The organism is Paraburkholderia tropica (assembly GCF_014171495.1).
In the GTDB taxonomy this organism is placed as follows: Bacteria; Pseudomonadota; Gammaproteobacteria; order Burkholderiales; family Burkholderiaceae; genus Paraburkholderia; species Paraburkholderia tropica.
In genome coordinates, this window is the sequence record NZ_CP049135.1 from 887,555 (window position 1) to 900,173 (window position 12,619).

Genomic DNA, 12,619 nt, shown 5'->3' on the forward strand with positions numbered 1-12,619 from the left:
TGCGCGGCGCTTCGTGTCCTTCTTGTCCTTCTTGTCCTTCGTGTCGCTACCTGCGTCATGCCGCTGCGGTGTCCCGCGCGGCTCGTGGCGTTCAGCCCGCCGCAAGCGCATCGGGCAGCGTCCGGCTACGGTCGAACCACGGCTGCAACGGCCCGCATAGACGGAAGATCGTGAAACGCGCGTTGCCCGGGATCGTCTGCGCCCGCTTCGACTCGCGACGCGCAAGGGCGACGCGATGCCGAGCCAGTATGACGGAAAAGGCGAAAAAACAAGTCGGAGTATGTCGCCCGATGGGGCGGACGGCCATGCGCTCAGTCAAGCACCGGAACGCCCGGCGCAGCGCGCACGCGACTTTATGCGGTGCACATGCACAGGCGCACGATGCCGCGCATCGGCGACGCGGTTCAACCCAGCGAAGGCGAAGGCAAAGGCGAAGGCGGGATCAGAGCGGCGTCACGAGCGCCTCGCCCGCGAAATGGCGCGTGGCGTTATCGATGAAATTGCGCACGGTGGCCGCGCGCACGTCGGGCGACGTGCCGGCCGTGTGCGGCGTGAGCACGATGTTGTCGAGCGCGATCAGCGCCTGCGGCGGCTCGGGCTCGCCTTCGTAGACGTCGAGGCCCGCGCCCGCGAGACGGCCTTCGCGCAATGCCGCGGCGAGCGCGGCCGTATCGACCACGCTGCCGCGCGACACGTTGACGAGAAAACCTTGCGGCCCCAGCGCGTCGAGCACCGCGCGATCGACCAGATGTTCGGTCGACGCGCCGCCCGGCGTCGCGACCACGAGGCAGTCGCTCCATTGCGCGAGCGCCAGCGTCGAATCGAAATAGCGCGCGCTCACGCCGTCGCGCGGCGAGCGGCTGTGATAACCGACCGGCATGTCGAAACCCGCGGCACGCTTCGCGATCTTCGCGCCGATATGCCCATAGCCGAGGATGCCGAGCTTGCGCCCCGTGAGCGTGGGCCGCATCGGCAGCGCGTCGCGCCAGACGCCTGCGCGGCAGGCGGCGTCGAATTGCGGAATCGCGCGCAACGCGGCGAGCAGCAGCGCGATCGCGTGGTCGGCGACGCAATCGGCGTTCACGCCCGCGCCATTGCTCAACGCGATGCCGCGAGCGCGCGCGTGATCGAGTGCGAGGTTCTCGTAACCCGCGCCCAGCGCCGCCGCGAATTCGAGCTGGGGCATCGCGTCGATCTCGTCCGCCGTCAGTCCCGTGGTGCCGTTCGTGAGCACCGCGCGCACCGTGGCGCCCTCGCGCGCGAGCGTGTGTTCGCGCTGCGGCGCATCGGGCGCGTACAGCACCTCGAAGTGCGCGGCGAGCGTGGCGCGGTCGGTGTCGGTGAGCGGGATCAGCACGAGCAGGCGCGGCTTCGAGACGGCGTTCATATCGACCTTGGGGTTCGTTACGTCAGGTTAATTACGCTACGTTTTTGTGCGGCAGTTTCAGATCATTCGATATCCGAATCAATTTCCGGCATCAAAGCGCCGACACGTACCGTTGCACCACTTCCACGCGCGGCGCGACCGCTTCGGCGGCCACGCGCGCGCGACGCATTTCGTCGGCGGGCGTGCAGCCGAACAGGCGCTTGAATTCGCGGCTGAACTGCGAGGCGCTTTCATAGCCCACGCGCACGGCTGCCGCGCTCACGTTCATGCCGTCGTGCGTAATCAGGAGACGCGCGTGATGCAGGCGCGTGGTCTTCACGTATTGCATCGGCGAGGTGGACGTCACCGCCTTGAAGTGCGCATGAAACACCGCGAGGCTCATGCCCGCCTCGGCGGCGAGCGTCACCACGTCGAGGTCGCCGCGATAGTCGGTGTGAATGCGGCGCAGCGCCTTGGCGATGCGGCCGAAATGCTGCTGATGCGTGAGCGCCGCGCGAATCGCGTCGCCCTGCTCGCCCGTGAGCACGCGATAGCAGATCTCGCGCACGATCGACGGCCCGAGAATGCGCGCGTCCGCGGGCTGCGCGAGCGCTTCGAGCAGACGCAGCACGGCGTTCGACAGCGGTGCGTCGAGCGGCGTGGCATAGATGCCCGCCGGCTCGGAGACGGCGCTGCCGCGCGTGTCGTTGAGCGCCATCAGCAGCTCGGCGACCATCGTCAGATCGACGCGCACCGAGATCGCGAGAATCGGCTTCTCGGGCGAGGCTTCGGTCTCGCATTCGAACGGCAGCGGCACCGAGAGCACGAGATATTGCTGCGCGTCGTAGATGAACACCTGATCGCCGAGAAAGCCGCGCTTGCGGCCCTGGCAAACGATGAAAATGCTCGGCTCGTACATGACCGGCTGGCGCGGATGGCTCTGGCTGCCGCGAAACAGGCGCACGCCGTCGAGCGGCGTCTGATGCGCGCCGTCTCGCTGCGTGAGCTGCATCATCAGCTCGACCACGCGGCGCTGCGTGGCGTCGTCGGCGTGCACCACGGGCGCGGCGCTCGCGCGCGAGACCAGCGGCGTCGAAATGACCGGCACGACCGGCGCGGTCGCCGCGCCGTCCGGCGCGACGGGCTCGATTTGTGCTGTTTTCATGGCAGTTGCGCCCCAAAATTCATCGGGACGGAAAGAGAATCAGGCTTGCCAATCTATCACCGAATGCGCACGCGCGTGGATCGCCAGGAGAATCAGGCAAGTCTTCGATAGATTCAGGTATTCCCTGGGTGGGGCGCGATCCTTACGATGGGAACCCTGCCGCAACACCCCCGAGCGTGACGCCATGAGCGTTGCGCTTTGGCGTTTGCGCCTGCCTAGCCACTCAGTCTCAGGAGCCACCTCACTATGTACCAGACCTACGGATACGCCGCACAGGACGCCGGTTCGCCGCTCGCCCCGTTCGAATTCCAGCGCCGCGACCTGCGCGAACTCGACGTGCGCATCGACGTGCTGTACTGCGGCGTGTGCCACTCCGATCTGCACCAGGCGCGCAACGAATGGCGCAACACGATGTTCCCGGTGGTGCCGGGCCACGAAATCGTGGGCCGCGTCGCCGAAGTGGGCACGGGCGTCACGAAGTTCAAGGCAGGCCAGCTCGTGGGCGTAGGCTGTCTCGTCGACTCGTGCCGCACCTGCGCGAGCTGCGGCGAAGGCCTCGAACAGTATTGCGAAAACGGCTTTGTCGGCACCTATAACGGCAACGACCGCGTGAGCGGCGAAGTCACCTACGGCGGCTACTCGACGCAACTCGTGGTCGACGAAGCCTTCGTGCTGCGCGTGCCGGAGAACCTCGACGCCGCCGCCGCCGCGCCGCTGCTGTGCGCGGGCATCACCACCTACTCGCCGCTGCGCACGTGGGGCGCCGGTCCTGGCAAGAAGGTCGGCATCGTCGGTCTCGGCGGCCTCGGCCACATGGGCGTGAAGCTCGCCCATGCGATGGGCGCGCACGTGGTGCTGTTCACCACCTCGCCCTCGAAGATCGAAGACGGCAAGCGCCTCGGCGCCGACGAAGTCGTGATCTCGAAGGACCCGGAGCAGATGAAGGCGCATCTGAACAGCTTCGACCTGATCGTGAACACGGTCGCCGCGCAGCACGACCTGAATCCGTTCATCGAACTGCTCAAGCGCGACGGCACGCTCACGCTGGTGGGCGCGCCCGAGCACGATCACCCGTCGCCGCAAGTGTTCAACCTGATCTTCAAGCGCCGCCGTCTTGCGGGCTCGCTGATCGGCGGCATCGCTGAAACCCAGGAAATGCTGGACTTCTGCGGTCAGCACGGCATTACGTCCGATATCGAAATGATCAACATGCAGGACATCAACGACGCCTACGAGCGCATGCTCAAGAGCGACGTGAAGTACCGCTTCGTGATCGACCTCGATTCGCTGCGCAAGTAAGCGCGCATAGACGTTACGCCTTGCCCCGCCGGGCCGTCCGTTCGGACGGCCCGCCAGCCCTTCCGCATCGAGGCTTTCGCGCCTCACGCAGCACCTGGCCGCACCTGCGGCACCGCATTCGAGCCGGCGCAGTTTTACGCCGACAAACCGGAATCGTCCTGCAACCGCCGCGCGTCTGATCCGCGAGACGCCGGCTTCGCGACGCCTTTGGCCGCACGACTGTGGCGACCAGGGCGCGCCGCTCACCTATTTGCAGCAGCCCCGCGGAATTCGCTCAAGCCGTACCCGACCCATCAGGAGCTCGCCCGTGATCGACCGCATCCAGGCGATGCGCACGTTCGTCCGCATCGTCGATACCAACAGCTTCACCAAAGCCGCGCAATCGCTCGATATGCCGCGCGCCAGCGCCACCACGCTGATGCAGAGCCTCGAAGCGCTGCTCGGCACGCAACTGCTCGTCCGCACCACGCGCCGCCTTTCGCTGACGCCCGAAGGCGCGGCCTACTACGAACGCGCCTCGCAGATTCTCGCCGACATCGACGAGGCCGAAGCGAGCGTGCGCCAGACGCCCGGCGCCATCGGCGGACGCCTGCGCGTGGAAATGCCGGGGCTGATCGCCAACGCGATCGTGCTGCCCGCGCTCAATGAATTCCACGCGCGCTATCCGCAGATCGACCTCGTGATCGGCGTGAGTCTGCGCAACGTGGACCTCGTCGGCGAAGGCGTGGATTGCAGTATCCAGCTCGGCGAAATGCCCGATTCGGGTCTCGCCGCGCGCCGTCTCGGCCTGCTGGAACACGTCACCTGCGCGAGTCCCGCGTATCTCGAACGGCGCGGCGCGCCCGCCACGCTCGACGATCTCGCGCAGCATCCCGTCGTGAATTTTCTGTCGCCGCTGACGGGGCGTCCGTACGAGTTCGACTTCGAGGTCGACGGCAGCCCGACCAAGGTGAAGGTGGACGGCTTCGTGCATGTTTCCGACGAATTCGCCTACCTGACCTGCGGGTTGCAGGGCTATGGGCTGATCCAGCCGCCGCTGCTCGCGGCCCAGCCGTATCTCGACAACGGCACGCTCGTGGAGGTGCTGCCGCAGTGGAAGCCGCTGCCCACGCCGGTGTCGGTGGCGTTCGTGAAGTCGCGTCAGCTTTCGTCGCGCGTGCGCGTGTTCGTCGACTGGCTCGCCGAGCTGTTCGAGGACGCGGGCGCGCTCAATCGCGATCTGTCGCGCGTGCGTCAATTGCTGGAGGGATTGCAGCCGGCTTGATGCGCCGGTTCGATGGGTTCGCCCGCGCGCGCGGCGCGATGTGCCGCCGCGTGCGTTTGGGTGTCAGTGCTGCACGCCGCGCGCGTGAGCGCCATGCCGCGCCGCGCGTGAAAGCGCGTGACGGTCGAGTACGGCAGCCAGGCGTCGGCCTGATACGGCGCGACGCCCGAGGGATTGTGGAACCAGACGCCGTCGTCGTCGCGGCCGTGCACGAGAATCAGATGGCCGCCCTGCTGGGCGTTGTCGCGCTCGGGATAGCGGATCTCGGGGCTCACGGAGACGATCGCGAGCGTGTCCGGTCCGAGCCGCGCGGCGCTCGCCTCGATGCCTTCGTCAGTCATAACCTCGACGCGCACGCCGTAGGCCGACTCGGCCCACTCGGCGAACGGACGGTAGATCAGGCCGTCCACGCCGCCGTCTTCGCGCAGGCGATAACAGCCGTGGCGCAGCGCCTCGTCGAGCATCGCCGCGCGTGGCGCGTGGGCGATGCCCCAGTAATCCAGCGCCGATTCGAAACAGGTCAGGCCGCACAGGCGCTTCGCCCAGAAGCGGTAGTCGCCCGGCTGCGCGAAACCGCTCGCGCGCCATGCCGGATCGTCGCAGGGATCGGCGTCGTCCTCGACGATGCGCGCCACCCACTCCGGACTGCCCCACTGGCTGTAATACGGCACACCATGATGGCGCAGCACGGCGCCGCGTGCGGCTTCGCGCCGCGCTTCTTTCGTCTGGTCTTTCGTCTGGTCTTTCGTCTGGTCTTTCGTCTGGTGCTTTGAATCGGCCCGCGCATCGGGCTGCCCGTCGCGCGTCACGACTTCGTTCGCTGCGCCGGTCACGCCGGCGTTCACACGTCTTTCGTCCATACAGGCTCGCTCCGGCTCGTTGATCGAGGCAGGCGGCCACGCAAGCGGCCCGGCCTGCCGATTTCGCGTAAAACACCCATTGTCGCAGAGGCGCCCGCGTCGGCGCATGACCCCGGGCTTACGTCGTCCCTGCGATGGCCAACATTTGTATACAAAAACGATGAGCCATTTGTTAAATGATGCGTTTAGAATATTGTGCGCCCGCCTGACGGCCCGTCGATGTTCTGGCCGTCATGCCCCTGGCACACGATAACAAACCACCTCCTTCGATCACCCCCTTTTTTATCGCCGTATGTCGAACGTTGCACACTCAACCGATTCGGCCACGGTCGCTGAGCGCGTACGCGAGCTGATGAGCCGTCACGGCATTGGTAAACGTCAGCAAACGACCGAGCTATGCCGGATTCTCGATCTGAGCTTTTCCCAGGGGCACCGCAAGCTGCGCGGCAACAGTCCGTGGACGCTCGCGCAAATCAAGAAGGTGGCTGAAGCATTCGGCGAACCGGCGGGCCAGTTGTTCGGCGGCCAGTTGCTCGATCCGGGCATGGTCGGCGCGAGCGCCCAGGAAGCGCTGCTGTGCGTGAGCGCGGCGGAACTGCCATGCACGGCGTGGATCGGCGCGCCCGTGGAGCCGGGCAGCCGCCCGGACTTCGTCGCCTATGAAAAGCAGGGCCAATGGCGCGTGGTGCGCCCCGACGGCGCGCTCTACCAGAACGCGCGCGACGTGCACAAGATCGAGATTTATCCGCGCCGCGCCGAAGCGGACAAGCCGCTGATCGCCGTCGTCGACGACGATCAGGCTTCCGCCGACAACCTGCGCGACTATCTGGAGCACAGCGGCTACACGGCCCACGCGCTCTACGGCCTCGCGGCGTTCGGCGAGGCGCTGGAGCAGCACGTGTTCGACGGCGTGGTGATCGACTGGCTGTTCGGCAACCAGACCGCCGCCGACGCGATCCGCGAGGTGCGCGCCTCCGAAAACCCCGAAGCACCCATTTTCGTGCTCACCGGCGAACTGCTGACGGGCAAGGCGAGCGAATCGGAAATCAGCCAGGTGGTGCGCCACTACAACGTGGCCTGCTACGAAAAACCGGCGCGCATGGCGATCCTCGTCGCCGATCTCGGCAAGCGTCTGAACCGCGCCTAGCCCGGCATGCGCGCCTCGCGCGGCGCGCTGAGCGCCCGCTGCAGCGCCGCGCGCAGCACTTCGTAATGCAAGGGCTTGGCGAGCGCCGCGAAAAAGCGGTTCTCGCCTTCGACAGCCATGCTCGCCAGCGCGGCGACGTCGGCGCTCACAGCGATCACGCGCGGCGACACCGCCCGCCGCCCGCCCTTGCGCGCCTCCAGGCCGGCGAGAAATGCGTAACCGTCGCGGCCCGGCATGTGCAGATCGAGCAGCACCACGTCGCAGGGCGACTCGGCGAGCAGCGCCAGCGCGCTGTCGGTGTCGGCCGCCGCGCGCGTCGCGTAGCCCATGTGCGTCACCATTTCGCAGAGCGACTCGCGCACCAGCGGGTTGTCGTCCACCACCATCACCTGTGGCGGCGCCCACAGCGCCTGGATCGGCGTCGCCTCGGGACCGGCCTCGGGCGCTTCGATGGCGGCGACCGGAATCGTCACCGTGAAGGTCGTGCCCTCGCCCACGCGGCTATCGGTGTCGATATGCCCGCCGAACAGCTCCACCAGCCCGCGCACGATCGCGAGCCCCATGCCCGCGCCCTCGTAGCGCCGCGAGCGCGACGTGTCGAGCTGCGTGAACTCCTTGAAGATCAGCGGAATCTGCGCCGCCGCCACGCCCGGCCCGGTGTCGCTGACCTTGATCGCGAGCGTCTGCGCGGGCGCGGTCGAGGCGCGCGGCAGCACGCCCGGCGCCGGACCGCTGAGCGCGAATTCGATGCTCACCGAGCCGCGCTCGGTATAGCGGATCGCGTTGGTCACGAGGTTGTTGGCGATCTGGCGGATGCGGTGCGGATCGGCCAGCACGCAGCGGTGCGCGCCGTGCCACGCGTGCGCGAACGCCAGCCCGCGGGCGCGCGCGGCCTGCTCGTTTTCGTCGACGATCGATTGCAGCAGTTCGCGCGGATCGAACTCCTCCGGACGCAGTTCGAGCTTGCCCGCGCCGAGCCGCGCGTAGTCGGTGAGGTCCTTCATCTGCGCTTCGAGCTGGCGCGCGGCGGTTTCGAGCCGCCCGATCACCTTGCGGTCCGATTCCGAATGCGAGTGGAAGCCGAGCAGTTCGATCGACGAGACGATCGCATGCAGCGGCGTGCGCAACTCGTGGCTGATCATGCCGAGGAACGCGTCCTTGGCCATGCTCGCCTCGCGCGCGGCGCGGGTCGCCTGGTGCTCGGCTTCGAGCGCGGCGTGCTGCTGCCGGATCAGGCGCGTGCGCCGGTAGCCGTTCATGACGAGCAGCGCGGCGGCGGCGGCCGACAGCACCAGCAGCACGAGGCCCGCCGCGAACAGTTCGCGGCGCTTGGCGATGAAGTCGCGGCGGATCGCCTCGCGTTCGGTCACGTCGGCGAAGCGGCGGTTCAGCGCGAGATCGGTCACGGCGCTCCAGCGCGCGTCGAGCGCTTCGAGCATCGGCACCGCGCGCTCGGGACGCTCGGACAGCATGGCGATTTCGGCGTCGAACGGCGCAATGGTCGCATCGATCGCGTCGAGGTCCTCTGCCTGGCGCTTCATCAGCGAAGGCGTGGCGACGAGCGAGCGCGTCGAGCCCTTCATCACGTTGAGCTTCGATTGCAGGACTTCGTAGCGCAGCCGCACCTTGTCGATGTCGCGGTCGATGCCGTCGGCGTAGATCAGCAACTGGCTCTCGAAACGCGAATAGGCGAGCTGCATCTGCGCGGCGTCCCAGTACAGGCCGTCGTAGTTGCCGGTGAGGCGCTGCACCACCTGCGGATTGAGCAGGTTCGCGTAGAGCAGATAGCCGACCGCGGCGAGCGGCGGCGCGAGCGCGACGACCCAGATCAGTACGTGCAGGAAGCGGCGCAGCGGGCGTTGCATGGCGGTGTCAAGGCTTGATGGTCATCGACACGATCTGCCAGGCGAACTTGGCGTCGCCGGCCGCGCCGTCGAGTTCGAGCGGAAACTGGTCGCGCGGATAGATCAGGAACAGCGGGCCGAAGTCGCTCACCTTCAGGCGCTTGCCGTTCATCGCATAGGCCAGCACCACGCCGTAACGGCGCGCGTCGGCGACCGGCACGACGCAGGTGTAGTCGTCGATCGTGTGGATCTCGATCTGGCTGCCGTAAGCGCCGACGGTTTTCAGCACGTCGGCGAGCAGCGGGCCGGTGAAGGTCGAACGCGGCGTCCAGGTCGTCGACGTGGAGATCGCGTGCGTGGGCAGCGCGAGCAACTGCTGCTCGCTGAAATGATAGGCGTCGTGCGTGGCGTTGTTGGTGACGCGCACCTGGCCGTTCACGTCGAGCTTCAGCCCGCCGCCGGTCGCAGTGGACGCAGCGGACGCCGCGAACGCGGTTCGCGCCGGCAGCGCGCCGGCGGCCAGCGCAGCCGTGAAGGCCGAGGCGAGCGCGCCGGTGAAACGCCGGCGCGCGGGACTGGCGGGCTGCGCGGGGTGCATGAACCGCGTGGACGGCACAGCGTGCGGCGTGCCCTGGAACTCGCCGTGCGGCGCGTCTTGCGCCGCATCGTGCCGGACAGCCGGCCGGTCATCGGGATACTGCATCTGCTCGGGCCCCCTGGCGCATCGAATCGTCATCTGGTCGTGTGGTGCGCTGGCGCGCGCCGCCGGTCTGCATAGGCCGGCAAGCATAGGCATAATATCGTCAAACATTGACCCGACAATAGACGGCGCGTTCGGACGGCTTGCACGCTTTTGCGCCTATGTGCGCGCAAGCTTCCCCGCAACGGAGCGCTACGGACCGCAACAAGCCGCAGCGGTCCGCAACGGTCTGCAACGCGCCGCCTCACCTGCCGCTTCAAGCGCCGCTTTGCCCAAATGAACAAACCCGTCGTTCCGCTCACCTACGAACAGCTCGACCAGTGGGTCGAATCGCTGCAACCGCTTCTCGTCGAGGAAAATTTCGCCTGTGTCGTGGGCATCCTGCGCGGCGGCGCGCCGCTCGCGCTGATGGTTTCGCATGCAACCGGCGCGGGCGTCGCGTTCCTGCGCTACACGCGCGAAACGCGCGAGGTGCGCTGGGATTCCACGCTGCCGATGCCCGAGCCGGGCGCGAAAGTGCTGGTCTGCGAGGACATCGCCGGACGCGGCCATACGCTCGTCGACTGCATCGCGTTCCTGCGCGAGCACGGCCTGCAGGTGCGCACGCTCACCGGCGCGTACGACGACCTCTCGCGCCTGCGCCCCGACTATTCGATCGACGCAAGCGGCTATTTCGCGCTGTTCCCGTGGGAGCGCCAGGCCTACACCGACCGCTATCGCGCCGACTGGGTGCGCGAGGGCGCAAGCGAAGGCTCGCGCATGGCCGACGACCACGAATACGCGGTCTACGCGATCGACCTCGACGGCATCCTGCTGCCCGACATACCACTCGCGCGCTACGACGAAGACCTCGACGGCGCGCTCGCCGAACGCGACGCGCTGGTGCCGTTCGAGCGCATTCCCGACATCGACCTCAAGCACGCGCGCGCGATCATCACGGGGCGCCCCGAACTCGACCGCGAGCGCACTCAGGCGTGGCTCGATCGCCACGGCTTCGGCCATCTGGAACTGGTGATGCGCGCGCCCGGCGAGCACGACGAGTCGGTGCAAGGCGCGGCCACGCACAAGGCCGCGGCCGCCGTGCGCTGCGGCGTCACGCATTTCATCGAGAGCGATCCGGTGCAGGCGATCTTCATCGCCCAGCGCGCGCCGCTGCTGCGCGTGATCTGGTGGAACGCCCAGGCGCGCAGCGGCACGCTGATCGGCGCCTCGGCCTGGGGTTGAGCGCGCCGCCTAGCCTTCCTTGCCGCCCGTTCTGAGCGCGGGCGCAAGCGGCTCGTGACCGAGCAGGCGCGCCGCGCGCGGCGACGCCACCACGATCAGCTTCATGGTCGCGCGCGTCGCGCCCACGAACAGCTTGCGCACCGCGCGTTCGTCGAGCGTGTCGAAATCGACGTCGGTGAGAATCACGCACGGCGCCGACTGCCCCTTGAAGCGATAGATCGAATCGAGCAGCAGGTCGCCGTCGCGATACTGCGGCACGCCGAACAGGTCGTACTCGCCCGTGAAGCTGCGCAGCCGATGCGGCCCCAGATGATCGAGCGCCGTGAAATGCGAGTGCTCGCGGCCGCGAAACGACAGCACCACGATGTCCTGCTTGCGAAAGCCGAGCGCCAGCGCCTGCGTGACCGCGCGGCGCGTCGCGGCGACCACGGTGGATTCGCCCTCGCCTTCGTCCGTCGCTTTGTCCGTCGCTTCGTCCCACGCGAACACCGTCACCTCCGAGCCGCCGAACGGACTGGCCGCCGACAACCCGGCGAGCGCGGGCACCGTCGCGCCCGCCACGTCGCGCAAGAATGCGAGGATGTCGCGCGGACTGCGATAGTTCGTGGTCTCGCGCAGCACGGTCCAGCCCGGCAGCGCAACCGGCTCGCGCACGTAGAGATTCTGCAGCGGATCTTCGAGCCACCACCACGCCGCGCCCGGCCGCAACAGTCGCGCGAGCGCCTCGACCCACGCCTGCTGAAAATCCTGCCCCTCGTCGACGATCACGACGTCGAACTGCCAGCGCGCGTCGATCGGCGTCTGCGCGAAGCGCTGCTCCAGCGTCTCGAACACGTTCGCGCCCTCGAAATCGGGCACGTGGCCGCCGTCGCGCGCGACCCAGTCGCAGAGCTGGTGATAGTTCGCCACCTTCACCTCGGGCGGCGCAACTTTCGCGATGTGATCCGCGAGCGGCCGGTTGAAGCAGACGTAGAGCGTGCGCTGACCGCGCGCGAGCGCGTCCTGCATCACCTGCAACGCGAGCTGGGTCTTGCCCGAGCCCGCCGTGCCGATCACGCGCAGCCGGAACGGCGCGAACTCCAGCCGCCGCGCCCAGGTGGCGAGCCCGCCCGCAAGCCGCGTGACGAGCGTGCCCGCCGCGCCCACGAGCGCGCTGGCGTCGGGCGTGAGCGCGAGTTCATCGGCGAGAAAATGGTGGACCTTGGCGGCGCTCGGCAGACGCGCTTCGTCGGCGGGCAGCGCCTCGCGGATGATCGCCGCGAGCTGCCCCTTGCGCGTGGCGTCGACGATGCGGGCCGGATTCACGCCCGCGATCGCCGGATCGCGCACCACGTGATCGGGACAATAAAAGAGTTCTTCGAGGTGATAGGTGCCCGCGCCGAACGCCGCCGTGAAACGCCGGTGCAGCCCTTCCATGGTGCGCGCGAGCGCCACCGCGACGTTGCGCTCGGTCTGCATGTACGCCTTCACGAGACCGTCTTTCGTTTCGCGCAGAAAGCCGGTTTTCTGCTCGACGATCATCACGCGCCCCGACGGACTGACGATCGCGAAATCGGCTTCGCCGAACACCGAAAACCCTTCGGCGAGGCGCGTCCAGTGCACGCCGTGATAGACGGTGTAGCCCGCCGGCAAGCCGCGTTCGAGCAGCGCGAGCGTCTCGCGTTCGCGCGCGGCGGCGCCGGTGGCTTCGAGATGCTGCCAGTCGTCGGGGACAATCCGGGCCATATGCGTTTCTCGTCACGTTGTGCAG

The 12,619-nt window shown here is 67.9% G+C and carries 9 protein-coding genes and 1 pseudogene; 4 read left to right on the top strand and 6 right to left on the bottom strand.

Annotated elements, in window-relative coordinates:
- Window positions 1–442 precede the first annotated feature (442 nt).
- A complete protein-coding gene (locus G5S35_RS18775) occupies window positions 443–1,387 on the bottom strand; it encodes a 2-hydroxyacid dehydrogenase (RefSeq protein WP_183039400.1) in 945 nt (314 codons plus the stop codon).
- Between the two features lie 91 nt (window positions 1,388–1,478).
- A complete protein-coding gene (locus tag G5S35_RS18780) occupies window positions 1,479–2,381 on the bottom strand; it encodes an AraC family transcriptional regulator (RefSeq protein WP_234775109.1) in 903 nt (300 codons plus the stop codon).
- Between the two features lie 396 nt (window positions 2,382–2,777).
- On the opposite strand from G5S35_RS18780, the gene G5S35_RS18785 reads away from it, so the two are divergent.
- Window positions 2,778–3,830 (top strand): NAD(P)-dependent alcohol dehydrogenase, encoded by a 1,053-nt coding sequence (locus tag G5S35_RS18785; RefSeq protein WP_065059463.1) that lies wholly within the window; start codon window positions 2,778–2,780, stop codon window positions 3,828–3,830.
- Between the two features lie 307 nt (window positions 3,831–4,137).
- Window positions 4,138–5,094, top strand: coding sequence for a LysR family transcriptional regulator (locus G5S35_RS18790; RefSeq protein WP_080180686.1), 957 nt, complete (start codon window positions 4,138–4,140; stop codon window positions 5,092–5,094).
- Window positions 5,095–5,174: 80 nt separating this feature from the next.
- On the opposite strand, the pseudogene G5S35_RS18795 reads toward G5S35_RS18790, so the two are convergent.
- Window positions 5,175–5,780 (bottom strand): annotated as a pseudogene (locus G5S35_RS18795) (C39 family peptidase); the annotation flags it as partial.
- 466 nt (window positions 5,781–6,246) lie between these two features.
- Between G5S35_RS18795 and G5S35_RS18800 the strand changes: the two are divergent.
- Window positions 6,247–7,101: a helix-turn-helix domain-containing protein gene (locus G5S35_RS18800; protein ID WP_183039401.1), complete on the top strand. Its 855-nt coding sequence runs from the start codon at window positions 6,247–6,249 to the stop codon at window positions 7,099–7,101.
- Here G5S35_RS18800 and G5S35_RS18805 read toward each other — a convergent pair.
- Both G5S35_RS18805 and G5S35_RS18810 read right to left on the bottom strand, forming a co-directional pair.
- A complete protein-coding gene (locus tag G5S35_RS18805) occupies window positions 7,098–8,966 on the bottom strand; it encodes an ATP-binding response regulator (RefSeq protein WP_183039402.1) in 1,869 nt (622 codons plus the stop codon). The genes G5S35_RS18800 and G5S35_RS18805 overlap by 4 nt on opposite strands.
- A gap of 7 nt (window positions 8,967–8,973) precedes the next feature.
- Window positions 8,974–9,543, bottom strand: coding sequence for a putative pterin-binding protein (locus G5S35_RS18810; protein WP_183039454.1), 570 nt, complete (start codon window positions 9,541–9,543; stop codon window positions 8,974–8,976).
- Window positions 9,544–9,921: 378 nt separating this feature from the next.
- Between G5S35_RS18810 and G5S35_RS18815 the strand changes: the two genes are divergently transcribed.
- Window positions 9,922–10,869 (top strand): phosphoribosyltransferase, encoded by a 948-nt coding sequence (locus G5S35_RS18815; protein WP_074986683.1) that lies wholly within the window; start codon window positions 9,922–9,924, stop codon window positions 10,867–10,869.
- A 9-nt stretch (window positions 10,870–10,878) separates the two neighbouring features.
- Here G5S35_RS18815 and G5S35_RS18820 read toward each other — a convergent pair whose 3' ends face one another.
- The gene (locus tag G5S35_RS18820) at window positions 10,879–12,594 is read right to left on the bottom strand and encodes an ATP-binding domain-containing protein (protein ID WP_074986684.1); all 1,716 of its coding nucleotides are present in this window, start codon (window positions 12,592–12,594) and stop codon (window positions 10,879–10,881) included.
- Window positions 12,595–12,619 lie beyond the last annotated feature (25 nt).

What these genes read in the sequence shown, in the direction of transcription:
- G5S35_RS18775 (WP_183039400.1), bottom strand. Translation starts at nt 1,387, where the DNA reads ATGAACGCCGTCTCGAAGCCGCGCCTGCTCGTGCTGATCCCGCTCACC.
- G5S35_RS18780 (WP_234775109.1), bottom strand. Translation starts at nt 2,381, where the DNA reads ATGATGCAGCTCACGCAGCGAGACGGCGCGCATCAGACGCCGCTCGAC.
- G5S35_RS18785 (WP_065059463.1), top strand. Translation starts at nt 2,778, where the DNA reads ATGTACCAGACCTACGGATACGCCGCACAGGACGCCGGTTCGCCGCTC.
- G5S35_RS18800 (WP_183039401.1), top strand. Translation starts at nt 6,247, where the DNA reads ATGTCGAACGTTGCACACTCAACCGATTCGGCCACGGTCGCTGAGCGC.
- G5S35_RS18805 (WP_183039402.1), bottom strand. Translation starts at nt 8,966, where the DNA reads ATGCAACGCCCGCTGCGCCGCTTCCTGCACGTACTGATCTGGGTCGTC.
- G5S35_RS18810 (WP_183039454.1), bottom strand. Translation starts at nt 9,543, where the DNA reads ATGCACCCCGCGCAGCCCGCCAGTCCCGCGCGCCGGCGTTTCACCGGC.
- G5S35_RS18815 (WP_074986683.1), top strand. Translation starts at nt 9,922, where the DNA reads ATGAACAAACCCGTCGTTCCGCTCACCTACGAACAGCTCGACCAGTGG.
- G5S35_RS18820 (WP_074986684.1), bottom strand. Translation starts at nt 12,594, where the DNA reads ATGGCCCGGATTGTCCCCGACGACTGGCAGCATCTCGAAGCCACCGGC.